The organism is Sinomonas sp. T428B, assembly GCF_056780155.1.
This window is the reverse complement of sequence record NZ_JBRAZR010000001.1, coordinates 2,132,690-2,155,526: the sequence shown is the minus strand read 5'-3', so window position 1 is coordinate 2,155,526 and position 22,837 is coordinate 2,132,690. Positions and strand designations below refer to the sequence as shown.

23 protein-coding genes and 1 pseudogene are annotated in these 22,837 nt (G+C 72.6%); 16 read left to right on the top strand and 8 right to left on the bottom strand.

Translation table 11 applies throughout. The features are described from left to right. Nucleotides 1-9 precede the first annotated feature (9 nt). On the top strand, nucleotides 10-426 hold the full coding sequence (locus tag ACUYMY_RS09875) for a MarR family winged helix-turn-helix transcriptional regulator (RefSeq protein WP_481703398.1): 417 nt from the start codon (nucleotides 10-12) through the stop codon (nucleotides 424-426). Nucleotides 427-519: 93 nt separating this feature from the next. Here ACUYMY_RS09875 and ACUYMY_RS09870 read toward each other — a convergent pair whose 3' ends face one another. The 3 genes from ACUYMY_RS09870 to ACUYMY_RS09860 form a co-directional block, all read right to left on the bottom strand. Beyond that, the gene (locus tag ACUYMY_RS09870) at nucleotides 520-1,479 is read right to left on the bottom strand and encodes a 2-hydroxyacid dehydrogenase (RefSeq protein WP_481703397.1); all 960 of its coding nucleotides are present in this window, start codon (nucleotides 1,477-1,479) and stop codon (nucleotides 520-522) included. Further along, nucleotides 1,476-2,675, bottom strand: a complete 1,200-nt coding sequence (locus ACUYMY_RS09865) for a pyridoxal phosphate-dependent aminotransferase (protein ID WP_481703396.1) — start codon at nucleotides 2,673-2,675, stop codon at nucleotides 1,476-1,478. Before ACUYMY_RS09865 ends, ACUYMY_RS09870 begins: the two co-directional genes overlap by 4 nt. Nucleotides 2,676-2,867: 192 nt before the next feature. After that, complete coding sequence (locus tag ACUYMY_RS09860; protein WP_481703395.1) at nucleotides 2,868-3,245, bottom strand: cupin domain-containing protein; 378 nt, start codon at nucleotides 3,243-3,245, stop codon at nucleotides 2,868-2,870. Between the two features lie 51 nt (nucleotides 3,246-3,296). On the opposite strand from ACUYMY_RS09860, the gene ACUYMY_RS09855 reads away from it, so the two are divergent. Together ACUYMY_RS09855 and ACUYMY_RS09850 are read left to right on the top strand one after the other, a co-directional pair. Further along, a complete protein-coding gene (locus ACUYMY_RS09855) occupies nucleotides 3,297-3,965 on the top strand; it encodes an alpha/beta hydrolase family protein (protein WP_481703394.1) in 669 nt (222 codons plus the stop codon). Nucleotides 3,966-3,980: 15 nt separating this feature from the next. Further along, nucleotides 3,981-4,274, top strand: coding sequence for a DUF1905 domain-containing protein (locus tag ACUYMY_RS09850; protein WP_481703393.1), 294 nt, complete (start codon nucleotides 3,981-3,983; stop codon nucleotides 4,272-4,274). 42 nt (nucleotides 4,275-4,316) lie between these two features. On the opposite strand, the gene ACUYMY_RS09845 is transcribed toward ACUYMY_RS09850, so the two are convergent. After that, nucleotides 4,317-6,149 (bottom strand): SulP family inorganic anion transporter, encoded by a 1,833-nt coding sequence (locus ACUYMY_RS09845; RefSeq protein WP_481703392.1) that lies wholly within the window; start codon nucleotides 6,147-6,149, stop codon nucleotides 4,317-4,319. A gap of 77 nt (nucleotides 6,150-6,226) precedes the next feature. Between ACUYMY_RS09845 and ACUYMY_RS09840 the strand changes: the two genes are divergently transcribed. Together ACUYMY_RS09840 and ACUYMY_RS09835 are read left to right on the top strand one after the other, a co-directional pair. Then, nucleotides 6,227-7,654 (top strand): phytoene desaturase family protein, encoded by a 1,428-nt coding sequence (locus tag ACUYMY_RS09840; RefSeq protein ID WP_481703391.1) that lies wholly within the window; start codon nucleotides 6,227-6,229, stop codon nucleotides 7,652-7,654. A 21-nt stretch (nucleotides 7,655-7,675) separates the two neighbouring features. Continuing rightward, nucleotides 7,676-8,824 carry a class I SAM-dependent methyltransferase gene (locus ACUYMY_RS09835; RefSeq protein WP_481703390.1) on the top strand — a complete coding sequence of 383 codons (1,149 nt, stop codon included), beginning with the start codon at nucleotides 7,676-7,678 and terminating at the stop codon, nucleotides 8,822-8,824. On the opposite strand, the gene ACUYMY_RS09830 is transcribed toward ACUYMY_RS09835, so the two are convergent. Beyond that, the gene (locus tag ACUYMY_RS09830; RefSeq protein WP_481703389.1) at nucleotides 8,799-9,785 is read right to left on the bottom strand and encodes an aminoglycoside phosphotransferase family protein; all 987 of its coding nucleotides are present in this window, start codon (nucleotides 9,783-9,785) and stop codon (nucleotides 8,799-8,801) included. The genes ACUYMY_RS09835 and ACUYMY_RS09830 overlap by 26 nt on opposite strands. Before the next feature lie 128 nt (nucleotides 9,786-9,913). On the opposite strand from ACUYMY_RS09830, the gene ACUYMY_RS09825 reads away from it, so the two are divergent. From ACUYMY_RS09825 to ACUYMY_RS09790, 8 genes and pseudogenes are all read left to right on the top strand, one after another. After that, entirely contained in the window at nucleotides 9,914-11,173 is a 1,260-nt protein-coding gene (locus ACUYMY_RS09825; RefSeq protein ID WP_481703388.1) for an ROK family protein, read from the top strand. 26 nt (nucleotides 11,174-11,199) lie between these two features. Further along, nucleotides 11,200-12,243, top strand: a complete 1,044-nt coding sequence (locus ACUYMY_RS09820; RefSeq protein ID WP_481703387.1) for an AAA family ATPase — start codon at nucleotides 11,200-11,202, stop codon at nucleotides 12,241-12,243. A gap of 9 nt (nucleotides 12,244-12,252) precedes the next feature. Further along, complete coding sequence (locus ACUYMY_RS09815; RefSeq protein ID WP_481703386.1) at nucleotides 12,253-13,134, top strand: DUF58 domain-containing protein; 882 nt, start codon at nucleotides 12,253-12,255, stop codon at nucleotides 13,132-13,134. Then, nucleotides 13,124-13,591, top strand: a complete 468-nt coding sequence (locus tag ACUYMY_RS09810) for a hypothetical protein (protein WP_481703385.1) — start codon at nucleotides 13,124-13,126, stop codon at nucleotides 13,589-13,591. Before ACUYMY_RS09815 ends, ACUYMY_RS09810 begins: the two co-directional genes overlap by 11 nt. Beyond that, the gene (locus ACUYMY_RS09805; protein ID WP_481703384.1) at nucleotides 13,582-14,562 is read left to right on the top strand and encodes a vWA domain-containing protein; all 981 of its coding nucleotides are present in this window, start codon (nucleotides 13,582-13,584) and stop codon (nucleotides 14,560-14,562) included. The genes ACUYMY_RS09810 and ACUYMY_RS09805 overlap by 10 nt, the downstream gene beginning before the upstream one ends. Next, on the top strand, nucleotides 14,559-15,557 hold the full coding sequence (locus ACUYMY_RS09800) for a vWA domain-containing protein (protein ID WP_481703383.1): 999 nt from the start codon (nucleotides 14,559-14,561) through the stop codon (nucleotides 15,555-15,557). Before ACUYMY_RS09805 ends, ACUYMY_RS09800 begins: the two co-directional genes overlap by 4 nt. Next, nucleotides 15,554-16,384, top strand: a complete 831-nt coding sequence (locus ACUYMY_RS09795) for a tetratricopeptide repeat protein (RefSeq protein ID WP_481703382.1) — start codon at nucleotides 15,554-15,556, stop codon at nucleotides 16,382-16,384. Before ACUYMY_RS09800 ends, ACUYMY_RS09795 begins: the two co-directional genes overlap by 4 nt. 139 nt (nucleotides 16,385-16,523) lie before the next feature. Continuing rightward, nucleotides 16,524-17,107: pseudogene (locus ACUYMY_RS09790) on the top strand (hypothetical protein); the annotation flags it as partial. 48 nt (nucleotides 17,108-17,155) lie between these two features. Here ACUYMY_RS09790 and ACUYMY_RS09785 read toward each other — a convergent pair. The 3 genes from ACUYMY_RS09785 to ACUYMY_RS09775 are packed head-to-tail and all read right to left on the bottom strand — an operon-like array spanning nucleotide 17,156 to nucleotide 19,500. Continuing rightward, complete coding sequence (locus ACUYMY_RS09785) at nucleotides 17,156-17,659, bottom strand: DUF2004 domain-containing protein (protein ID WP_481703381.1); 504 nt, start codon at nucleotides 17,657-17,659, stop codon at nucleotides 17,156-17,158. Nucleotides 17,660-17,719: 60 nt separating this feature from the next. Next, the gene (locus tag ACUYMY_RS09780; protein WP_481703380.1) at nucleotides 17,720-18,547 is read right to left on the bottom strand and encodes a DUF72 domain-containing protein; all 828 of its coding nucleotides are present in this window, start codon (nucleotides 18,545-18,547) and stop codon (nucleotides 17,720-17,722) included. Between the two features lie 26 nt (nucleotides 18,548-18,573). Next, nucleotides 18,574-19,500, bottom strand: coding sequence for a LysR family transcriptional regulator (locus ACUYMY_RS09775; RefSeq protein ID WP_481703379.1), 927 nt, complete (start codon nucleotides 19,498-19,500; stop codon nucleotides 18,574-18,576). A gap of 395 nt (nucleotides 19,501-19,895) precedes the next feature. Here ACUYMY_RS09775 and nrdH point away from each other — a divergent pair, with 395 nt between their 5' ends. The 3 genes from nrdH to nrdE are packed head-to-tail and all read left to right on the top strand — an operon-like array spanning nucleotide 19,896 to nucleotide 22,805. Then, entirely contained in the window at nucleotides 19,896-20,144 is a 249-nt protein-coding gene (gene nrdH / locus ACUYMY_RS09770; protein ID WP_077487782.1) for a glutaredoxin-like protein NrdH, read from the top strand. A gap of 34 nt (nucleotides 20,145-20,178) precedes the next feature. Further along, nucleotides 20,179-20,664 (top strand): class Ib ribonucleoside-diphosphate reductase assembly flavoprotein NrdI, encoded by a 486-nt coding sequence (gene nrdI / locus ACUYMY_RS09765; protein WP_481703378.1) that lies wholly within the window; start codon nucleotides 20,179-20,181, stop codon nucleotides 20,662-20,664. After that, complete coding sequence (nrdE, locus tag ACUYMY_RS09760) at nucleotides 20,634-22,805, top strand: class 1b ribonucleoside-diphosphate reductase subunit alpha (RefSeq protein WP_481703377.1); 2,172 nt, start codon at nucleotides 20,634-20,636, stop codon at nucleotides 22,803-22,805. The genes nrdI and nrdE overlap by 31 nt, the downstream gene beginning before the upstream one ends. Nucleotides 22,806-22,837 lie beyond the last annotated feature (32 nt).

Here is a 22,837-nt window from a genome sequence, read left to right as displayed (position 1 = left end):
GAGGACGCGATGGCCGCACCCGAAAAGCCCCTGGGCTACCTGCTCCGCACCCTCGACAGGCTCCTCGAGGAGCGCTTTGAGGAGGCCCTCGAGAGCCACCAGCTGAGCCGGCGGCAATGGCAGCTGCTGAACATCCTGGCGGACGGCCAGAAGACGCTCCGGCGGCTCGACGAGGCCGTGGCTCCCTTCCTCGACGCGCATGCTGGCGAGACGTCTGAGCGCCATCTCGAGCCGCTCGTCAGCGCTGGCCTCGTGGGGAAGGAGGCGGGGGAGTACCGGCTCACGGATGCTGGCCGGGCAGGGCTGCGCTCTGCCCGTGAGGCCGTCGAGGGCCTCCGGGCCCGCATGGTGAAGGGGCTCGACGACGGGGAGTACGCGCGCACGGTCCGCTCCCTCGAGGCGATGATCCGCAACCTGGCCCGATGACACCAATGAGTACGAGCCCCGTCCTGGTAGGACGGGGCTCGTGCTCTTTGGGCAGTGGTCGTGCCGTTGGCGATTCCTGCGGGTGGCCGCAGACTAGCCGATCGGTGTCGGCGGCCGTTCGCCGCCGAGCACCGCGAGCGTGTTCTCGGCGGCGAGCATCGCCATCGCAGTGCGCGTCTCCACCGTGGCGGAGCCCAGGTGCGGGAGCAGCGCGACGTTCTCGAGCTCGAGCAGCCCGGGGTGCACCTGGGGCTCGTGCTCGTAGACGTCCAGTCCGGCACCCGCGATCTGGCCCTCGCGGAGCGCGGACGCGAGCGCAGCCTCGTCGACGATCGGTCCGCGCGCGGTGTTGACGAGGTACGCGGAGCTCTTCATCGCCGCGAGCTGCTCGGCGCCGATCAGGTGATGCGTGGCAGGCCCGTAGGGGCAGTGCAGCGAGACGACGTCGGAGACGGCCAGCAGCTCGTCGAGGTCGAGGCGCTTGGCGTCCAGCTCGGCAGCGATCGCGGGATCGATCTCGCTGCGCGACTGGTAGACGATCTCCATGCCGAAGGCCTTGGCCCGGCGCGCGGTGGCCTGGCCGATGCCGCCCATGCCGACGACGCCGAGGGTCTTGCCCTGCAGGCCACTGCCGAGCAGGAAGAACATGCCCCACTTCCAGGCCTGGCCGGAGCGGATGAGCCGCTCGCCCTCGCCCAGCCGGCGGGTCGCCATGAGGATGAGGCTGAGCGCGATGTCGGCCGTGGCGTCCGTGAGCACACCGGGGGTGTTGGTGGCCACGACGCCGCGTGCGGTGCAGGCGGGCACGTCGATGTTGTCATAGCCGACGGCGACGTTCGCGACGACCTTGAGCTGCGGGCCGGCGGCGTCGAGCAGCTCGCCGTCAATGCGCTCGGTGAGCAGGCTCACGATCGCATCGGCGCCGGCGACCCGGCGCAGGAGCTCCTCGCGGCCGATCGACTCCGGGCCCTGCCAGGCATCGACCTCGTGCTCGGCGCGGAGCTTCTCGATGGCGGCGTCGGGGATACGCCCCGTGACGACGACCCGGCTCATGCGGTCTCGATCCACTCGCGCAGGCGGCCGAGGCCGTCGCGGATGTCGGCGACGTCGATGCCCGAGTAGGCGAGCCGGATGTACTGCCGCTCCTCGCCGGGCTGGCGCCGGCCGAAGTGCTCACGGGTGCAGAAGGAGACGCCGGTCTTGTACAGGGCCTCCGTGGCGAAGTCGCCGACCGCCGTGAAGCCCAGGCGCGCCATGGCGTCGGTGACGTCGGGGAACAGGTAGAAGGTCGACTGCGGCACGGCGACGTGCATGCCGGGAATCGCGTTCAGGAGATCGCATGCGGCATCCCGGCGCTCGCGCAGGACGTCGAGCATCTGCTGCACGGGCTCCTGGGGGCCGCGCAGCGCCTCGATGCCGGCCCACTGCACGTAGTGCGTCGTGCACGACTCATCGTTCGTGTTGAGCGTGCTGAGCACCTTGGCGATCTCCACCGGGGCGACGGCGCAGCCGAGGCGCGAGCCGGTCATGGCGAACTTCTTGCTGAACGTGTACAGGATGACCGTGCGCTCGGCCATGCCGGGGAGCGAGGCGATCGAGCTCGAGACCCCCTCGTAGCGGGTCTCGAAGTAGGCCTCGTCGGAGAGCACCCAGAGATCGTGCTCCTGGGCGATCTGTGCGATGGCCTCGCGCTCGGCGGCCGTGGACTCGGCGGAGATGGGGTTCTGCAGGTCGTTGTAGATGATGGCGACCGTGTTCGGGGTGATCGACGCGCGCACCTGGTCGAGATCGATCGCGAAGCCCGCGCTCGTGGGCAGGTAGCGGTAGGGCACCGCCGTGCCGCCGAGGTACTCGATCTGCGACTCATAGATCGGGAAGCCGGGGTTCGGGTAGAGCACCTCCTGGCCGGGGTTCATGACGGCCTGGAGGAACTTGGTGATGACGGGCTTGCCGCCGGTCATCACCACGACGTTCTCGGGGGTGAAGCTGATGCCACGGCGCGAGCCGAGGTCGTCGGCGAGAGCTTCGCGCAGCTGCGGGATGCCGGGGCCGGGGCAGTAGCCGGTGTAGCCGTCAGCGATGGCGCGGTTCATCGCCTCGACAATGTGCGGGGCCGTCGGGATGTTGATGTCGCCGAGGTGGAAGGGGTACACGCGGTTCCCCTGGGCCTTCCACGCGGCCGCGGCTTGCGCGACGCTGAAGGCGGTCTCGGTGCCCAGGCGTTCGAGCCGGTTGGCGAGTTTCTGCATGCAGTTCCACTCCTCATCGAGTTGACGGTGGGGTCTTCCGGCGGGTGCAGGATTAGTATGGAACTAATATATCAATCTGCGCACTCTGATGTGCAACAGATCTCACAGAAAAATGCCCCACATGTCGAGATCTGTCCGAGCGGACACTGACGCCCGCGGAGGAGGCGGGGGATCAGTCTCTGCCCCCGAGGATCATGGCGCCGGCGGTGCGGACAGCCCGAGGCCCGGCTTGCGGCGGTGCACCGAGAAGTACACGAGGCCCTCGGCTCCAGCCCTGAAGGCCCGGCGCGTGCGGCGCGGCAGCCACACGATGCCGCCCGGCTCGAGCGCGACGTCCCCGCCGTCGGTCGCGAGGGTCCCGGAGCCCGAGACGACGTGCAGGATCACGTCCAGGTCGGGCCCCGCATGCTCGCCGATGGAATCCCCCGGCGAGAGCGCGATGACGTTGGCGTCGAGGTCCCGCTCGCCCATGGCGAGCTTCCAGACGGCGCCCGACCCTCCGCCGTCGTGCGCGAGGGAGCGGGTGTTGGCGAGGGCGCGGGGGAGGTCTTCCGGGCAGGTGTCGGCCATGCACGCCACTCTAGGGGCGCCGGTGCTGCAGAGGGCAGGCATGATGGTCCCATGAGCGAGCACGGCACACGGATCACGATCGCGACGCCCTCGGGCGATGTCTCCGGCGTCCACACGCGCCCCGACGGCGCGGACGCGACGATCGTCGTGGCCCACGGCGCCGGCGCCGGGATGGACCACCCTTTCATGGCGGGCTACTGCGAGGCCCTCGCCGGGCTCGGGATCGCCGCGCTGCGCTTTAACTTCGCCTACATGGAGGCCGGGAAGAAGCTCCCGGATCGGGCGCCCAAGGCCCTCCCCGTGTGGGCGGCCGCGCTCGAGGAGGCGCGGCGCCGGTCGGAGGGGGAGCCGGTGTGGGCCGCGGGGAAGTCGTTCGGCGGCCGGATGGCGTCCATGGCCCTCGCCGAGGGCGCGATGGAGGCCGCCGGGCTCGTCTTCCTCGGCTACCCGCTGCACCCGGCCGGCAAGCCGGAGAAGCTCCGCGACGAGCACCTCTACGGCCTCACGGTCCCGATGCTGTTCCTCCAGGGCACCCGGGACACCCTCGCGACGCGCGGGCTGCTCGAGGGCGTCGCTGGGAAGCTCCCGACGGCGACCCTCACCTGGGTCGAGGAGGCCGACCACTCCTTCGCGGTCAAGGGCGTCAAGCGCACCCCGCACGAGATCGGCGCCTCGCTCGCCGCCCCGACGGCGGAGTTCGTCCGCTCCCACCGGGGTTGAGGGCGAGGGGTCGGCATGGACTTCGAGGCGCCCGTCTGGCGCTACCCCGGGCCCGGAGGGTGGCACTTTGTGACCCTCCCGCCCGAACTCGCCGACGAGCTGAGGGAGCGGACGGCCCGGACGCGCTCCGGCTTCGGCTCGATCCGGGTCCGGGTCACGGCCGGCGGCGTCTCGTGGGACACCTCGGTCTTCCCGGACGCGGCCTCCGGCTCCTATCTGCTGCCGGTGAAGAAGTCGGTGCGGACCGCGGCCGGCCTCGGCGACGGCTCCCTGGTGCGGATCGGGCTCGTCCTGGCCGACGAGGACTGAGGGGGCCGGGGACGGCCCGGCGCCCGGCGGGCGCCGACGTGGTCAGAGGCCGTGGCCCTCGACGCCGGGGGTGCCCTTCCCGCCGCCGTGCCCGCCGCCGTCGTGCGTGCCGTTGCCCTGCCCGTCGGCATGCCCCTCGTCCTGCCCGCCCTCGCGCCCGTCCGGCCGCAGCGCGCGCACCGCCGCGCTGACGGTCGGGTAGAAGTGGTCCGGCCCGAAGCGGGCCCGCGTGCCGAAGCGCAGGAGGCGGTCCTTGACCGGACCCTTGAGCTCGGCGAACACGAGCTCAATCCCCCGGTCGGCGAGCCACTCGTCGAGATCCACGAGCTCGTCGAGCGCCGTCGTGTCGATCCCGGTGATCGGCTCGGCGGCGAGGATGACGTGCGTGAGGTCCCGGTCGGGGTCGTCCTCCGCCTCCTCGACGAGGGAGCGGACGAAGCCCGTGAACACCGCGCCGTTGGCGAAGAACAGCGGCGCATCGAAGCGCGCGATGACGAGCCCCGGGACCCGCACGCCCTCGGGGTGGCGCGAGAGGTCGTGGTAGCCGGGGACGTCCGGGAGGTCCCCGAGCTCCGCCCTGTACGGGGCCCACGCGCGCCGCACGAACTCGAGCAGCGCGAGGGCCACGGCCACCACGACCCCGGGGAGCACGCCGAGCGTCGTGACGCCGAGGAACGCCGCGGCCAGGACCACGGTCTCGCTGCGGCTCATGCGCGCGAGCCGGGCGATCGCCTCGAAGTCGATGAGGCCCACGACGGCGGCGATGACGACGGCGGCGAGCGCCGCGGTGGGCAGGTATTCCGTCGCGCCCGGGGCGACGAGCATGAAGACGACGACGAGCCCCGCCGAGATCACTCCGGCGAGCTGGCTCTTCGCCCCCGCGGCGACGGCGACGGGTGTGCGCGAGGAGCTGCCGGAGACCGGGAAGCCGCCGAAGAGGCCCGCCGAGGTGTTCGCAATGCCGACCGCGGCGAGCTCGCGGTTGCCCGACACGCGCAGTCCGTCCCGGCGGGCGAGGCTCTGCGAGAGGACCCCCGTGTCCGCGAAGGACATGAGGGCGATGCCCGCCGCGGGGGCCGCGAGCGCGAGGACGTCGCCCCACGCCACGCCTCCGAGCGACGGGGCCGGCAGGCCCTGGGGGAGGGCGCCGGTGACGGGCACCCGGTCGTGGAGCCCAGCGGCCCACGTCACGACAGCGGCGAGCACGACGGCGGGCAGCACCCCCGCGAGCCGGCGCCCCAGGAGCCGGCCGGCGGCGATCACGGCGAGGGCGCCGAGGCCCAGGCCCGCGGCGGCGGCGTTCGCCTCGCCCGAGGCGACGGCGGCCGCGGTGGTCGCGAGGCGCTCCCACGGCGTCCCGCCCTCGGCCTCGAGGCCGAGCAGGACGGGCAGCTGGGAGGCGATGACGACGAGCGCGATCCCGGCCAGGTAGCCGATCCGGATGGGCCGCGAGAGCAGGCCCGTGATCGCCCCGAGCCGCAGGACGGAGGCGAGGACCATGATGACGCCCATGACCACGGCCAGCAGGCCCGCGAGCGCGAGCGCCCGGTCGGGGCTGCCCGCCGCGAGCGGCAGGACCGCCGCGGCGATCATCGGCGCGAGCGCGGAGTCCGGCGCGAGGACGAGGACGCGGCTCGGCCCCACGATCGCGTAGACGACCATCGGAACAATCGTCGCGTACAGCCCCGCCACGGGCGGCAGCCCCGAGGCCTGCGCGTAGGCCATGCCCGAGGGGATGAGGAGGCCGAAGAGGGCGGCACCCGCGAGGGCGTCATTGCGCAGCCAGGCCGGCCTGTACCTCGTGAGCCACGGCGCGACCGGGACCCACCGCGGCAGGCGGCCGGCCGCCGTCGTGCGTTCCCCGGTGCGCTCCATGCACGGGATCATTCCGCCTCGTGGCGCCCCGCGCCAGAGCCTGCGGCGGGCGCACCGGCGGGTGGCAGGATGGGGGGATGAGCACAGCCGTCGTCGTCGGGAGCGGGCCCAACGGCCTCGCCGCCGCCGTGCACCTGGCCGGCCGCGGCCTCTCGGTGCGGGTCCTCGAGGCCGAGGACCGGATCGGGGGCGGCTGCCGCAGCTCCGAGCTGACCCTGCCGGGCCTCGTCCACGACGAGTGCTCCGCGTTCCACGGCCTCGCCGCGGGCTCGCCGTTCCTCGCGGGCCTCGGGCTCGAGGAGCACGGGCTGCGCTGGCTCTGGCCAGAGGTCCAGCTCGCGCACCCGCTCGACGGCGGGCGGGAGGCGCTGCTGTGGCGGGACGCCGCGCGCACGGCCGCGGGCCTCGGGGACGACGGCGCCGCGTGGGACGCGCTCGTCGGCCGGACCGCGCGGGGCTTCGGGGACCTCCTCGGGGACATCCTGGGGCCCCTCGCGCACGTCCCCCGGCACCCGGTGGCGCTCGCCCGGTTCGGGCTCGACGCCCTCCTGGCGGCCTCGCTCGTGGCACGCCGCTGGCGCGGCGAGGAGGCCCGCGCCCTCTTCGGGGGCATCGCGGCACACGCCTTCACGCGGCTCGACGCGCCCCTCACGGGTTCGATCGGGATCGTCCTCGCCGCGTCCGGGCACGCCGTGGGCTGGCCCGTCGCGGCCGGGGGATCGGCGGCGATCACCGACGCGCTCGCCGCGAGGCTCGCGGCGCTCGGGGGGACCGTCGAGACGGGCCGCCGGGTCGCCGACGCGCGCGAGCTCGACGCCGACGTCGTCCTCCTCGACGTCGCCCCCGGCGCCGCGGCGCGCATCCTCGGCCCCCGCCTGCCCGGCCGCACGGCCCGCGCCTACCGGCGCTACCGGCACGGCCCGGCCGCGTTCAAGGTCGACTACGCCGTCGAGGGCGGCATCCCGTGGGCCAGCGAGGGCGCCCGCCGGGCGGGCACGGTGCACCTCGGGGGGACCTTCGAGGAGATCGCCGCGGCCGAGGCGGCGACCGTGCGCGGGGCGATGCCGGCCCGGCCGTTCGTGCTCGTGGGCCAGCAGTACCTGGCCGATCCATCCCGCTCGCGGGACGACGTCCACCCGATCTGGGCCTACGCCCACGTCCCGCACGCGTGGGCCGGGGACGGGCTCGAGGCCGTGACGGCGCAGATCGAGCGCTTCGCCCCGGGCTTCCGGACCCGGATCCGGGCCATCGCGGTGCGCGGGCCGGCAGCGATCGAGGCTGCCAACGCGAACTATGTGGGCGGGGACATCAGCACGGGCTCGAACGGCGGGCTCCAGCTCCTCGCCCGCCCCCTGCCCGCGCTCGACCCGTACGCGACCGGCGTCCCGGGCGTCTACCTGTGCTCCGCCGCGACGCCGCCGGGGGCGGGCGCCCACGGGATGCCGGGGTACCACGCCGCGGAGGCCGCCCTCGCGTGGCTCGCCAGGGGACCAGGCCGGCGCTGAGCCGGACGTTAAGGTGGACGGGTGCACGACGACCCCCGCACGCCCCCCGGCGCCTTCCCCTTCGAGCTCCTGAGCCGCTTTCCCGACGTCGAGGCGGAGAACCTCCAGGCCCACGACGCGACGGACCGGCTCCTCGCCGCGCGCGGCCTCGCCGACGCCGGGGAGCGCGGGCTCGGCGGGCACGAGGTCGCCGTCATCGGTGACGCCTACGGGGCCATCACGCTCCAGCTCGCCGCGGCCGGGCTCACGGGCATCAGGGTCCACCAGGACCTCGCGACCGGCCGGGCCGCGCTCGCGGCCAACGCCGAGCGGCTCGGGCTGGCCGGGACGTTCGAGGCGTGCGAGCTCGACGAGGGGCTCCTGCGCGGCGCCCGGCTCGTGCTCGCCCAGCTCCCGCGCGGGCTCGCCGAGCTCGAGGAGGCCGCCGACGCCGTCGCCCGCTGGGCCGCGCCGGACGCCGTGCTCGTCGCGGGCGGCCGCGTCAAGCACATGAGCCTGGGCATGAACGAGGTCCTGGGCACGCGCTTCGCCGACGTCGCGGCCGGGCTCGCGTCGCAGAAGTCCCGCCTCCTGACCGCGAGCGGGCCGCTTCCCGTGCCGGAGCGGCCCCCGTTCCCGGTGTGCGAGCGGCACGGCGACCTCGGGCTGACGCTGTGCGCCCACGGCGGAGCGTTCGCGGGCGCGCGCCTGGACATCGGGACGCGGTTCCTCCTGGGCTTCCTCGACAGGATCCCGGCAGGGGACGCGGTGGACCTCGGCTGCGGAACGGGCGCCCTCGCCGTCGCCTACGCCCAGCGGCACCCGGGCGCCCGGGTCGTCGCGACCGACCGCTCGGCCGCGGCCGTCCGCTCCGCGCGGGCCACGGCCGCGGCGAACGGGCTCGCGGACAGGATCCGGGTCGAGCACGACGACGCCGGCGGCCTCCTCGAGGCGGGCTCGGCCGACGTCGTGCTCCTCAACCCGCCGTTCCACCTCGGCTCGGCCGTCCACGCGGGGGCCGGGATCCGGCTCATCGAGGCGGCGGGGCGGCTCCTGCGCCCGGGCGGCGAGCTGTGGTGCGTCGCGAACCGGCACCTCGACTACCGCCGCGCCCTGGCCGCGGTCGGGCCGACTGAGCCGGTGGGCCGCAACCGCAAGTTCACGGTCACCCGGTCCGTGCGCCGGGGCTGAGCCCGAACTCGTCGAGCAGGCCCGCGAGCGTCTCCTCGCCGTTGCGCACGAACGCCGGGTCGTTGCCCTCGGTCGCGACCGAGAGCAGCCCGAAGTGCAGGGCCCAGCCCGCCGCCCGGAGCCAGCACGCCGCCCCGTACCCGCCGCCGTCGTCCTCCAGGAGCGAGCGGAAGGCCGCACGGTCCCTCGAGCCGAAGAGCTGCCACGCCGCGGCGAGGTCCACCGCCGGGTCGCCCGCGCACACGTCGCCGAAGTCGATGATCCCGGCCAGCCCGCCGCCCGGGGCGAAGAGCACGTTGCCCGCGTGCAGGTCCCCGTGGATCCAGGAGCGCGGGACGTCGAGCTCAGGGGTGTCCCGCAGCCGGTCCCAGAGCCCGGCGAGGGCGGGGGCGTGCTGCGCCGTGATCCGGGCCAGGGGCGGCGCGCCCGCGGTCCCGAGCCGGGCGAGGCGCGCGGCCACGGCCGTGTCGAGGCGCGCGAGCCCACCGCCGCGGAAGGGGTTCTCGGGCGCCCCGGCGGGGGCGGGCACGTGCAGGGCCCGCAGGAAGGCGGCGACTGCGGGGACGGCGGCCGCACGCTTTGCGGCGGGGACCTCGAGCCCGGGAGTGCCTTCGGTCCAGCGGCACACGCTCCACGGCCAGGGGTAGCCGCGCCCCGGACGCCCCTCGCGGACCGGCACAGGCAGCGCGACCCCGACGCCGGCGGCGGCCAGGCGCGAGTCGAGGGCGGGGACGACGTCGAGCTCCTTGCGCACGAGCTCCGCGGCGAGCGCCCGGCGGGGGACGCGCACGCACAGGCCGTCCCCCAGCCGGTACACGACGTTGTCCCAGCCCACCGCGGCGGGCCGCAGGGGCAGGCCGGCGAGGTCCGGGTGCTGGTCGGCGAGGAGCCCCGCGACGAGCCCGAGGGTGATGGGGAACTCCTCCGCTGGGACCGCCGAGGCGGCCGGGACGCTGGTCATGGGCACGCCCTCCACGAGTGCGGTGAATGAACGGGTGTTGAGGGTAACGTACTACTAGAACCGCGCTGGCTCAGGCAGACAGCAGTCAGAGAGTGCAGCGCGGCCGAGGGGACCTGGGGAAGGACACTGTGACGGAGCCACGCCAGCCCGCCGCCCGACGAGGTACCAACCTGCCGCGGATGGGCGACTTCAACCTGACCGTGATCCTCGACGCCATCCGCCGCTCGGAGGCCGGGCTGAGCCGGGTCGAGCTGGCCCAGATCGTCGGACTGTCCCCGCAGACCATCTCCAACATCTCCCGCCGCCTGCTCGACCAGAGGCTCATCGTCGAGGCCGGCAAGGAGGGGACCGGGCCCGGCAAGCCGCGCACCATCCTGCGGCTCAACCCCACCGGCATGTACGCCGTGGGTGTGCACCTCGACCCGAGCATCATCACGGTCGTGCTCCTGGACCTCGTCGGCGCGATCGTCGCGAAGAACACGTTCACGACGCCGCGCAGCCACGTCCCCTCCGAGATCGTCGCCGCGATCGCGGACTGCGTCGAGATGCTCATCGGCTCCTCGGGCGTGGACCGCAGGCTGGTCGCGGGCGTGGGCGTCGCCGCCCCCGGACCCATCGACCTCGACCGCGGCGCCGTCGTCGGGCCCCCGCTCCTGCGCGGCTGGGGCGACGTCCCCCTCCAGGCCATGGTCCAGGAGGCCACCGGGCTCGAGACCACGATGGACAAGGATGTCACGGGCGCCGCCGTCGCCGAGGTCTGGGCAGGCGGCCCGGGGAGCTCCGAGAGCTTCGCCGTCTTCTACCTCGGCACCGGCCTCGGCTGCGGGCTCGTCCTCGGCGGCGAGGTCTACCGGGGGAGCTCGGGGAACGCCGGCGAGATGGGCCACATCATCGTCGACCCGGATGGGCCCGAGTGCTTCGACGGCTGCGGCATGCGGGGCACCATCGCGACGGTCCTCGAGCCGGTCCGCCTGGTCGGGGAGGCGATCGCCGCGGGCGCCCTGCCGCCGCTGCCGGCCGAGCCCGTCGCGGCCGACTTCCAGGCCGGCTTCGCGCGCCTGTGCGAGCTCGCCGGGGAGGGCCACGAGGCGGCCGTCGGAATCCTGAGCGGGGCGGCGCGGAACATGGCCTGGGCCGCCGCCGTCGTCGGCAACCTCCTCGACGTCGAGCGCATGGTCTTCGGCGGCCCCTTCTGGGAGCCCGTCGCCGAGTTCTGCCTCCGGGTCATGCCGGACATGGTCAACGACCTGCTCGCGACCCGCGGCATCCACCGGGTGGAGCTCACCGGCACGGCGCTCGGGGAGGATGTCGGCGCCGTCGGGGCGGCCTGCCTCGTCCTCGAGCGCGCGCTCGCACCCCGCGCGGAACGGCTCCTGCTCGGCGGGTAGCATAGGAGGACGGGCCCGGCGCAACCATGGTGCCCCGGGCCGGCGCACACGAGGGGGAAACCGTGACGCAGCATGTGGACAGGGCGCCGCTCGAGGGCGTCGACCTCGAACGGGCGCACGAGACGATCGGCGCGATCACGGCCCAGTTCGAGGCCACGGTCGTGGGCCAGTCCCGGCTCCGCGAGACGCTGCTCATCGGGCTCCTGACCGGCGGCCACGTGCTCCTCGAGTCCGTCCCGGGCCTGGCCAAGACGACCGCCGCCGCGACGCTCGCCCACTCCGTCCAGGCCGTCTTCAGCCGCATCCAGTGCACCCCGGACCTCCTGCCGAGCGACATCGTCGGCACCCAGGTGTACGACGCGCGGGACGCCTCCTTCACGACCCAGCTGGGACCGGTCCACGCGAACATCGTGCTCCTGGACGAGATCAACCGCTCGAGCGCCAAGACCCAGAGCGCGATGCTCGAGGCCATGCAGGAGCGGCAGACGAGCATCGGCGGGCAGATCCACCGCCTGCCCGAGCCCTTCCTCGTGCTCGCGACCCAGAACCCCATCGAGCAGGAGGGCACGTACCAGCTGCCTGAGGCCCAGATGGACCGCTTCATGCTCAAGGACGTCCTCGACTACCCGAGCCCCCAGGAGGAGGCCGAGGTCCTGCACCGGATCGACCTCGGCGTGTTCGAGGCGGCCCGGGCCAGCACGCCCGCGGCGACGCTCGAGGACGTGCTGGCCCTGCAGGACGCCGCCCGCCGGGTCTACCTCGACCCCGCGATCGTGCGCTACATCGTGGGCCTCGCCTACGTGACGAGGCACGCCGAGCAGTACATCGAGGCGCGCCTTGCCCGCTTCATCGAGTTCGGCGCGAGCCCCCGCGCGAGCATCGCCTTCAGCGCCGCGGCCCGGGCGGCGGCGCTCCTCGCGGGCCGGGACTACGTGGTGCCCGAGGACGTGAAGTCCCTAGCCCACCGCGTCCTGCGGCACCGCGTCATCCTCGGCTTCGAGGCCGTCGCGGAGCAGGTCCCGGTCGAGGCCGTCATCGACGCCGTGGTCGCGGCGGTGCCCACCCCCTAGGCGCGCACCGTGACGAGCCTCGTGACCAAGGTCAAGACGAAGATGTTCATCTTCGCCCACCGCCGCGCGCGCACGATGCTCGACGGCGAGTACGGCTCGGTGTTCCGCGGGCGCAGCCTCGACTTCGACGACCTGCGGGCCTACGTGCCGGGGGACGAGGTGCGGGACATCGACTGGAAGGCCACGGCCCGGATCGGCTCGCCGCTCGTGAAGCGGTATGCCGCCGTGCGCAAGCAGACCGTCCTGCTGCTCGCCGACACCGGCCGCAACATGGCCGCCGTCTCCCGCGGCGGGGAGCCCAAGAAGGAGATCGCCCTCATGGCGCTCGGCGTGGTCGGCTACCTCGCCCACCGCCACGGCGACCAGGTCTCGCTCGTCTCGGGGGACGAGTCCTCGTCCGAGACCCTGCCGCCCCGCGGCGGCGAGGCGCACCTCGAGGTCATCCTGCGCAGGGTCGACGCCGCCGTCGGCCTCGACGCCGCGCCCAGCGACCTGACCGCCCAGCTCGCGCACGTGGCCCGCACCGTGGCCCGGCGGAGCCTGATGTTCATCGTCGCCGACGAGGCCGCCGTGGGGGAGGAGGACGCCGCGCTCCTGCGCCGGCTCGCCGCCCAGCACGAGATCCTTTGGTTCACGGTGCGCGACGCCGAGCTCGCCGGGGCCGGGGCCCCGCGGCGCAGCTACGACGTGGCAGACGGCGGGTACCTCCTGAGCCTGCTGGCCGAGGGGGGCGAGGTGGCGGAGGACTACCGCCGGCTCGTGGAGGAACGCAGCGCCCGGCGGGCGCAGATCCTCGCGGGCCTCGGGATCGTTCAGGCGCACGCCGACTCGGTCGAGGACGTCCTGCCGGCCCTGTTCCGGCTCCTCGAGAGGCACCGCCGTGCCCGGTGACCCCCAGTTCTACGGACCGCTCGGCTACTCGGGATTCTGGCTCTTCCTGGGCCTGGCCCTCGCGGTCGCGGCGCTGGGCTGGGTCGCGTACTCGGTGTGGAGCACGCGCCCGCCCCGGCCCGGCCGGGACGTCCCCGTGCCCCGCTTCCATGCGCCCGCGGGCCTGCGCCAGGAGTACCTCGCGCAGATCGACGAGGTGGGCCTGCTGCTCGACGCCGGGGAGATCACCCCGCGCACGGCCACCCAGGAGCTCTCCCGGATCGTGCGCGGCTTCGTCCAGGAGGCCACGGGGGTGCGCGCGTCGAAGATGACCCTCGACGAGCTCCGGTCCGAGCGCGTGCCCGCGGTCGCAGAGGCCATCGAGCGCTTCTACCCGGCCGAGTTCTCGGCGCCGGAGGCGCACGACGCCGACGGTGCCCTGAGCGACGCCCGGACGGTGGTGGCCACGTGGACCTGATCTTCGGATGGCTCCTGCTCCCCGGCGCGATCGCCCTCGTGGGGGCGCTCGTCCTCGCCGTGCGGCGGGGGAGGCGTGGCGAGGGGGCGGTCCCCGTCGCCCACGGCGACCGCCTCGCGTCCCTGCCCAGCTACCAGCGCCTCGTGCGCCGGCAGCGGCTGTGGCTCTCCGTCGTCGTGCTCGCCGCGCTCGTGCTCGCCGGGGCGCTCCTCTTCGCCGCGGCCCGCCCGGCCCTGACGGCCTCGCAGCGGCCCGAGCAGCGCAGCCGGGACATCATGCTGTGCCTCGACACGTCCGGGTCCATGAGCCGGGCGGACGCCGCGATCGTGGACGTCTTCGCCTCGATGGTGCGTGACTTCCGCGGCGAGCGGATCGGCATGACGATCTTCGACGCGAGCGGCGTCCAGGTGTTCCCGCTGACGGACGACTACAGCTACATCGAGGAGCAGCTCAGCCGCGCGCGGTACGCCTTCGACCGGCGCAGCGTCGACCCGGGGTTCTTCGAGGGCACGCGCGAGGGCCGCGGCACGTCCCTCATCGGCGACGGCCTCGCCTCGTGCGTGCAGAACTTCCCTCGTCTCGACACCGAGAGGCGGTCACGGTCCGTGATCTTCTCGACCGACAACTACCTCGCCGGCACGCCGGTGTTCTCCCTGCCGCAGGCGGCCGAGCTCGCCACGGCCAAGGACGTGCGGGTCTTCGCGCTCAATCCCGCCGACTTCGGCACGCGCACCACGAACGAGGAGGCCCTCGAGCTGCGCGCGGCCGCCGAGTCGACCGGCGGGCAGTACTTCCCGCTGCGGAGCCCGACGGCGGCGCGCTCGATCATCGACCAGATCCAGGCCAGCGAGGCCACGGCGACCCAGGGCAGCGCGCGGGGCCTCGTGGCCGACAGGCCCGACGTGCCGCTCGCCATCGCCCTCGTCGCCGGGGCGGTCCTGGCCGTGGGCCTGTGGAGGGTGCGGTCATGACCCTGCTGCCCGTGTTCCCCTGGTGGGCCACCCTCACGCTGACGCTCGCCGTGCTCGGCGGGGTCGGCTGGGCCGCGTGGCGCGCCCTCTCCGCGGGCGGCGAGCGCAGGCCCTGGATCCTGCGCGGACTGCTCGTGGCGTGCCTCCTCGCGGCGGCGTGGCGGCCCGGCATCCCGGGCGCCGAGGCCAAGGGCGCCGTGAACGACCTCAACGTGTTCTTCGTCGTCGACTTGACCACGAGCTCCTCCGCGGAGGACTACGGCGGAGCGCAGCGGCTCGAGGGCATGCGCGCCGACATGGTCCGGATCGCCGAGCGGCTCGCGGGGGCCAAGTTCGCGGTGCTCGCGTTCGACACGCGGGGCAGCGTCCGGATGCCGCTCACGACCGACACCTCGGCCGTCGAGGCCACCGCCGAGGTCATGCGTCCGGCCTACTGGCTCTACTCGAAGGGATCGAGCATCTCCGCCGGGGCGGACGTGCTCCGCCAGCGGCTCGAGGCCTCCTCCCGGGACGCGCCGGAGCGGGCCCGGATCGTGTTCTACCTCGGCGACGGTGAGCAGACGAGTGCGGATCCGCCCGCACCGATGGGGATCGACAAGAGCCTCGTCAACGGGGGAGCCGTGCTGGGCTACGGGACCTCGGCCGGCGGGCGGATGCGGGAGAACCCGCCGCTCCAGGACGAGCGTGAGCAGGGCTACATCCAGGACCCCCTCACGGGACAGGATGCCGTGTCCCGGATCGACGAGGACGCCCTGCGCGGGGTCGCCGGGGAGCTCGGCGTCCCGTACGTGCACCGCGGACCTGGCGACGCCGTCGACGAGGCGCTCGTCCAGGCCCAGCCCGGCCAGCTGCGCGTGAGCGAGGAGTCGGGGCTGTTCGGCCGGTTCGAGCTGTACTGGATGTTCGCCCTCGCGGCGTTCGGCCTCGCGCTCGCGGAGGTCGTGCGCTCGGGGAGGGCGCTCCGGGAGCTCGTTCCTGGGGGGAGGCCGCGATGAGCGCGCTGCTCGACGGCGTGCCCCCGGCCCCCGCCGGGGGACCCGACGCCCAGGAACGCCCGGAGGAGCGGGCCGCGCGGATGCGGCGCCGCCGGCGGCTCCTCGCGTGGGGCATGCTGCCCGTCCTGGCCGCCCTCCTCGTCGCGGCGAAGCTGCTGGGCATGAGCGCCTTCGCCCAGCAGGCCAACTGGGCCTTCGACGCCAAGGACGGGGCCGGGGTCTCCTCCGCCGCAGACGGCATGGGCGTCGCGGACATCGTCGAGACGCACAAGTCCCACTTCGCCCGCGGGGACGCCTATGTCCTCGCCGGGGACTACGCCCGGGCGCGCGGGGCCTTCGAGGAGGCCCTCCGGCGGACGGGCACTGACGACGAGTGCACAGTGAGGGTGAACCTCGTGCTCTCGATCGAGAAGCTCGCCGCCGCCGCGAAGGAGTCCGGGGACACGGCCGGGGCGGCAACCCTCTACGACGAGGGGCTCGCCGTCGTCGAGGCGGCGCCCGAGGGGTGCTTCCAGCCGGACAGCCCGCAGAACCAGCGCCAGCAGGGGGAGCGGCTCGGCGAGTCCCGGGAGCGCATGGAGCGCGAGCGCGCCGAGGCGCAGCCGCAGCCCGGGCGACAGCAGCAGGGACAGCCCGGAACCCAGCCGAGCCCGGCGCCGTCCCCGAGCCAGGACCCGGCCCAGGCCGCCGAGGAGCAGGCGCGGCAGGAGCGGCTCGAGGAGCTCGAGCAGAAGTCCGAGGCCGGCCAGCAGGAGCGGGTCGAGAGCGAGCAGCGCCGCGACTATCTCGACAGCCCCCCGCAGGCTCCCGTCGACCGGCCCTGGTAGGCCTGCCCGGCACAGTCACATTGCATCATGCTCGGACACATTGCTCCACAGGGCTTGATGGCGCCGGGCCCGGATTCCTATGGTCGTAACCAAGTTGCTCCTGCAACGTGTCAGCGATCCCCGTCTCGGGGATGTGGGCGTCGAGGAGGAGACCCAGCTCGACGCCCAGCTGCGCAGCTGGCTCGCGTTCGCCGACCAGAAGGTCCGCGAGGTCTCCGTGCTGGCCTCGTACCTCGCCGACCCGGCCTCGGCCGCCGGCGCCATCGAGGAGGCCACCCGGGTCATCGCCTCCCGCGCCGAGGCCCCCGGCGTCCGCCGCCCCGAGGTGCGCGAGCGCACCGCGGCCCTGACGAGGCGGACTTCTCCCGCCCGGCCTTCGCCACGCGCGCCGCCGCGCGGGACGCCGTCCTCAACCTCCCGCCGCTGCCGACGACCACGATCGGCTCGCTCCCGCAGACCGCCGAGGTCCGGGGCGCCCGCGCCCGCCTCAACAAGGGCGCGATCGACGCGGCCGAGTACGACATCCACTCCCCGCGCGTTCCCGGCCAGGACGAGATCAAGGAGCTGCTCAAGACCGCCGTCGCGCACGTGCCCTCGCGCCAGCTCTGGGTCAACCCGGACTGCGGCCTCAAGACCCGCGGCTACGCGGAGACGGAGGAGTCGCTGCGCAACCTCGTCGAGGCTGCCAAGGCGGCCCGCACGCTCCAGGGCATCAGCGCCTGAGGCGCCCCTGACGCGCTAGAGGCATGACGGCGTCGTGCGGCGGCGAGTTCAGTCCCAGCTGAGCTCGTCGTCCACGACGCCGTCCTCGTCTGCCGCGGCGACGAGGATCTCATCGGTGAAGCCCTCACCGAGGGTGAAGCCGAGCACGAAGTAGCGCTCCGGCTGCCCGGGGAAGATCCCGACCTTGGCCAGCCTGAGCGCGGCGACGAACCTGTCGGCGTCGACCTCCTCCGGGGTGTCGACGCCGAAGAGCTCCCGGGCCTTGCCGTTGTGCAGGTTCTCGCGGTGGAAGTGCATGTACTCGACGGCCGGGGAGTCCTCGTCCTCGAGGTCCTGGCTGATGCGCTCGCGTGCGGCGTCGATGAGCTCGGGCAGGAACCGCAGGCGGTAGTCCACCTTGTGCAGGGCCGCCTCGTCGAGCCGCTCGTGCTCGCCGATGCTCAGGTCCAGGTCGACCGGCATGCCATTGTACTCGTAGCTCCCCGAGATGAGCCGCTGCCCCGTCGAGGCCAGGGCGACCTGGCCGAAATGCGGGCTGTCTGCCGTCTCCATGACTAAAAGATAGTCCCGCCCCCACAGGCTGGCCAGCTTTTCGAGCCCCAGCCGAACCCCTCAGCCGAGCCGCTCGAGCAGCGCCATCGCGTCGTGCGGCGCCCTGCCCCCGATGTCGTTGTCGAAGTACACGTACGTGTCCAGCCCGTCGTCGAGCCAGCCGCGGACCCGATCCGCCCAGCGGTCGAGGGACGCAGGCCCGTAGCCGCCCGAGTACAGCTCCGACTCGCCGTGCAGGCGGACGTAGCGGAATCCGCCCGTCTCGTCCGCCATGCGGGGCCAGCGGCCCGCGCTGTCCGCGACGACGGTGCAGACGCCGCGGGCGGCCAGCAGCCGGCGCGCCTCGTCGCTGTCGAAGCTCGCATGCCGGGGCTCGACGGCGTGCCGCAGCGGCGCGTCGACGGCGGCCTCGGTGAGCGCGCGGTCCGCGGGGAGCTTCTCGGAGTGGCCCTTCGCCGTGGCGGCGGCCTCCGCCGTCGTCCGCGGGAGCAGGTCGAGGAACCCGCCCACGAGATCGGCGTCGAACGCGACGCTCTCGGGGAGCTGCCACAGGATCGGCCCGAGCCTCTCGCCGAGGGCGAGCACGCCCGAGGCGAAGAAGTTGGCCAGCGGGACCTGGACGTCGCGCAGCCGCTTGAGGTGCGTGATGTAGCGCCCGCCCTTGACCGCGAACACGAAGCCCTCGGGCGTCGCCTCCCGCCAGGCCGCATACGAGGACGGGCGCTGGAGCGAGTAGAAGGAGCCGTTGATCTCGACCGAGGTCATGCGCTCGGCGGCGTAGGCGAGCTCGTCGGCCTGCCGGAGCCCGCGCGGGTAGAAGTCGCCGCGCCAGTGCCGGTAGCGCCAGCCCGAGACGCCCACGTAGGCCCTGCCCCGCGCGCCGCCCATTTGCGCCCCCTGCCCCCGACGACCAGCTAGCCTCGGACGCCGACCCGGGCGGACAGCGCCGCGAGCGTCTCCGCGACGAGGTCGAGGAAGAGCCCGGCCTGGGTGTCGCGCTGGCCTGAGAGCCGCAGGGCGAAGATGTTGCGCGCGAGCCGGATCTCGGGGACGTCGACGACGGCGACGCCGCCCGGGCGGGCCTGGAGCGCGAGCTCGGGGACGAGGGCCGCGCCGAGGCCGGCCGCGGCGAGGCCGAGGCTCGCGTTGAAGTCGTCGCTGTAGCCCACGATCCGAGGGTGCATGCCGCAGCTCGCGAAGAGCCGGTCGATCACCGTCGCGTCCGCCGTCCCGGGGTGGTGGACGATCCACGGCATGCCGCCGAGCTGGTCGGCGCTCATCCGCGAGCCCTCCGCGATGCCCCAGGTCGCGGGGATCACGACCTTGAACGCGTCATCGCCGATCCACTGCCGGTCCACCGTATGCGGCCACGCGAGCCCGGCCTGGCCCACCTGGTAGACGAGCACGACGTCGAGCTCGCCGCCCGCGCGCAGGCCCTGGATGGCCTGGCCCGGCTCCGCGATGGAGACATGCAGGTCGATCCCGAGCCCGCGCCAGCGCTCGCTGCGCAGCACGGCCGGCAGGACGTACGTCGCGAGGCTCGGGAAGATGCCGAGCCGCAGCTCGCGGCCGGCCGCGTCCGCCGCCCGGGCCGTGGCGGCGAGCAGCGCGTCGATGTCCGTGAGCACCTTCGCGGCGTGCCGGGTCATGACGACGGCGGCCTCCGTGGGCGCGATGCTGCGGGCCGTGCGCTGGAACAGCGCGACGCCGGTCTCGCGCTCGAGCGCGGCCATCTGCTGGGACACGGCCGACGGCGTGTACCCGAGGCGCGTCGCGGCCGCGGCGAACGAGCCCTGGCGCACCACCTCGAGGAGGGTCTGGAGGTGGACCGGATTGACCATGCCTGCTCCTTTCCCCTGTCCCGCTCGTGCGTTGGCACCTGCGCGTCGCTCCCATGACAGTGCTTCAGCCTACGACACGCCGGGAGACGAACGACACGGAACTTTTTTCGGGTGTGCACGGCGGCGTCCACAGACTGTGGACGCACTGACTCGAGGGGCGGAAATCCGCGGAAGTCGCTGCGAATCACGGTGCATTTCGTGTGCGCAGCGTGTGGACTACGGGCGTGAGGAATGACATACTTGTAATACATCATCTAGGGGTCCGCAGCGGCGGCGCGCACAACATGTAGTATCGAGGGCAGCCGAGGCGCTCCGGATCCGGAGCAGACCGCCGGTGCGGCAGGTGGAGTGAAACGCCCAGCCGGAGAAAGACTTTTCGCAGGAGGGGAAGATCCATGAACGTCACGGTCTACACGAAGCCGGCGTGCGTGCAGTGCAACGCTACCTACCGTGCCCTCGACAAGAAGGGCATCGAGTACCAGAGCGTCGATGTCACGCAGGACCCGGAGGCCCTCGCGCGGCTCAAGGCGATGGGCTACATGCAGGCGCCCGTCGTCGTGGCCGACGGCGACCACTGGTCCGGCTTCCGCCCCGACAAGATCGCGGCGCTCGCCCAGGGCGCAGCGACCGCGTCGGTGGCCTGACCGCCGTCATAGGCCCTCAGCAGGAGGTGCTCGCATGACCGCCCAGGCCATCGGGGCGGGAGAGGCGCGGGCCCTGGGATCAGACCCGGGGCCGCGCCTGACGGCGAGCCGCCTCATCTACTTCTCCTCCGTCTCCGGCAACACCCACCGCTTCGTGGGCAAGCTCGGCCTCGAGGCCGAGCGCATCCCGCTGCTCTCCCACGAACGCCCCCTGCGCGCGACCGAGCCCTTCGTGCTCATCGTGCCGACCTACGGCGGCACCGGGGGAGCGGGGTCAGTGCCGAAGCAGGTCATCAGATTCCTCAACGACCCGCACAATCGGGGCCTCATCCGGGGCGTCATCAGCGCGGGCAACACGAACTTCGGGGACAACTACTGCGCTGCAGGCGACATCATCGCCGTCAAGTGCGGGGTGCCCCACCTCTACCGATTCGAACTCATGGGCACGTCAGAGGACGTGGACCGGGTCACCAAGGGATTGGACGAATTTTGGACACGACTGTCGCTTCCCCCGCAGTAGCGCCTGCAGACCCCAAGGAGCTTCCCGCGAAGTTCAAGGGCCTCGGCTACCACGAGCTCAACGCGATGCTCAACCTGTACGGCGAGGACGGGAAGATCCAGTTCGACGCCGACCGGTACGCCGCGCGCCAGTACTTCCTCGACCACGTGAACACCAACACGGTGTTCTTCCACGACCTGGACGAGAAGCTCGAGTACCTCATCAAGAACGACTACTACGAGCGCGAGACCCTCGACCAGTACACGATGAACTTCGTGCGCGAGCTCTGGAGCCGCGCGTACAAGAAGAAGTTCCGCTTCGAGACTTTCCTCGGCGCGTTCAAGTTCTACACCTCGTACACGCTCAAAACCTTCGACGGGAAGCGCTACCTCGAGCGCTACGAGGACCGCGTGTGCATGGTCGCCCTGCACCTCGCGCGCGGCGACGAGCAGCTCGCGACCCAGCTCGTGGACGAGATCATCTCCGGCCGCTTCCAGCCGGCCACCCCCACGTTCCTCAACGCCGGCAAGAAGCAGCGCGGCGAGCTCGTCTCGTGCTTCCTCCTGCGCATCGAGGACAACATGGAGTCGATCGCGCGCGGGATCAACTCGGCCCTGCAGCTGTCCAAGCGCGGCGGCGGCGTCGCCCTGTCGCTGACGAACATCCGCGAGCACGGCGCCCCGATCAAGCAGATCGAGAACCAGTCCTCGGGCGTCATCCCCGTCATGAAGCTCCTCGAGGACTCCTTCTCCTACGCGAACCAGCTCGGCGCGCGCCAGGGCGCCGGCGCCGTGTACCTGCACGCGCACCACCCGGACATCTACCGCTTCCTCGACACCAAGCGCGAGAACGCGGACGAGAAGATCCGCATCAAGACCCTCTCGCTCGGCGTCGTGATCCCGGACATCACGTTCGAGCTCGCCAAGAAGAACGAGGACATGTACCTCTTCTCGCCGTACGACGTCGAGCGCGTCTACGGCATGCCGTTCTCCGACGTCTCGGTCACCGAGAAGTACTACGAGATGGTCGACGACGCGCGGATCAAGAAGACGAAGATCAACGCGCGCGAGTTCTTCCAGACCCTCGCGGAGATCCAGTTCGAGTCGGGCTACCCGTACATCATGTTCGAGGACACGGTGAACCGGGCGAACCCGATCGCCGGCAAGGTCACGATGAGCAACCTGTGCTCCGAGATCCTCCAGGTGTCCACGCCGTCGCTCTACAACGAGGACCTCTCGTATGCGGCGGTCGGCAAGGACATCTCGTGCAACCTCGGGTCCATGAACATCGCCAAGACGATGGACTCGGAGGACTTCGGCCTCTCGATCGAGACCGCCATCCGGGCCCTCTCCGCCGTGTCGGACATGAGCTACATCAACTCCGTCCCGTCCGTGGCGGAGGGCAACGCCCAGTCGCACGCGATCGGACTCGGGCAGATGAACCTCCACGGCTACCTCGCCCGCGAGCGCGTCCACTACGGCTCCGAGGAGGGCCTGGACTTCACGAACATCTACTTCTACACGGTGCTCTTCCACGCCCTGCGTGCCTCGAACCTCCTCGCGAAGGAGCACGGCCAGCCGTTCGGCGGCTTCGAGCACTCGAAGTACGCGTCCGGGGAGTTCTTCGACAAGTACACCGAGCAGGAGTGGGTCCCGCAGACCGAGAAGGTCCGCGAGCTGTTCGCGAACGTCCACATCCCCACCCAGGAGGACTGGCGCGCGCTCAAGGCCGAGATCATGGCCCACGGGATCTACAACCAGAACCTCCAGGCCGTCCCGCCGACGGGCTCGATCAGCTACATCAACAACTCGACCTCCTCGATCCACCCCGTGGCCTCGAAGATCGAGATCCGCAAGGAAGGCAAGATCGGCCGCGTCTACTACCCGGCGCCGTACCTGACGAACGACAACCTGGAGTACTACCAGGACGCGTACGAGATCGGCTACGAGAAGATCATCGACACCTACGCCGCCGCAACCCAGCACGTGGACCAGGGCCTGTCGCTGACGCTGTTCTTCAAGGACACCGCCACCACTCGCGACATCAACAAGGCCCAGATCTACGCTTGGCGCAAGGGGATCAAGACGCTCTACTACATCCGCCTCCGCCAGCTCGCCCTCGAGGGGACCGAGGTGGAGGGTTGCGTCAGCTGCATGCTCTAGTGGTAGTCGGATCTCACATACTTCGAAAGGAC

Coding starts and splice junctions, on each gene's coding strand:
- ACUYMY_RS09875 (WP_481703398.1), top strand. CDS start 10: ATGGCCGCACCCGAAAAGCCCCTGGGCTACCTGCTCCGCACCCTCGAC.
- ACUYMY_RS09855 (WP_481703394.1), top strand. CDS start 3,297: ATGAGCGAGCACGGCACACGGATCACGATCGCGACGCCCTCGGGCGAT.
- ACUYMY_RS09860 (WP_481703395.1), bottom strand. CDS start 3,245: ATGGCCGACACCTGCCCGGAAGACCTCCCCCGCGCCCTCGCCAACACC.
- ACUYMY_RS09820 (WP_481703387.1), top strand. CDS start 11,200: ATGGTGCCCCGGGCCGGCGCACACGAGGGGGAAACCGTGACGCAGCAT.
- ACUYMY_RS09845 (WP_481703392.1), bottom strand. CDS start 6,149: ATGGAGCGCACCGGGGAACGCACGACGGCGGCCGGCCGCCTGCCGCGG.
- ACUYMY_RS09850 (WP_481703393.1), top strand. CDS start 3,981: ATGGACTTCGAGGCGCCCGTCTGGCGCTACCCCGGGCCCGGAGGGTGG.
- nrdH (WP_077487782.1), top strand. CDS start 19,896: ATGAACGTCACGGTCTACACGAAGCCGGCGTGCGTGCAGTGCAACGCT.
- ACUYMY_RS09800 (WP_481703383.1), top strand. CDS start 14,559: ATGACCCTGCTGCCCGTGTTCCCCTGGTGGGCCACCCTCACGCTGACG.
- ACUYMY_RS09840 (WP_481703391.1), top strand. CDS start 6,227: ATGAGCACAGCCGTCGTCGTCGGGAGCGGGCCCAACGGCCTCGCCGCC.
- ACUYMY_RS09780 (WP_481703380.1), bottom strand. CDS start 18,547: ATGGGCGGCGCGCGGGGCAGGGCCTACGTGGGCGTCTCGGGCTGGCGC.
- ACUYMY_RS09830 (WP_481703389.1), bottom strand. CDS start 9,785: ATGACCAGCGTCCCGGCCGCCTCGGCGGTCCCAGCGGAGGAGTTCCCC.
- ACUYMY_RS09785 (WP_481703381.1), bottom strand. CDS start 17,659: ATGGAGACGGCAGACAGCCCGCATTTCGGCCAGGTCGCCCTGGCCTCG.
- ACUYMY_RS09865 (WP_481703396.1), bottom strand. CDS start 2,675: ATGCAGAAACTCGCCAACCGGCTCGAACGCCTGGGCACCGAGACCGCC.
- ACUYMY_RS09775 (WP_481703379.1), bottom strand. CDS start 19,500: ATGGTCAATCCGGTCCACCTCCAGACCCTCCTCGAGGTGGTGCGCCAG.
- nrdI (WP_481703378.1), top strand. CDS start 20,179: ATGACCGCCCAGGCCATCGGGGCGGGAGAGGCGCGGGCCCTGGGATCA.
- ACUYMY_RS09870 (WP_481703397.1), bottom strand. CDS start 1,479: ATGAGCCGGGTCGTCGTCACGGGGCGTATCCCCGACGCCGCCATCGAG.
- ACUYMY_RS09795 (WP_481703382.1), top strand. CDS start 15,554: ATGAGCGCGCTGCTCGACGGCGTGCCCCCGGCCCCCGCCGGGGGACCC.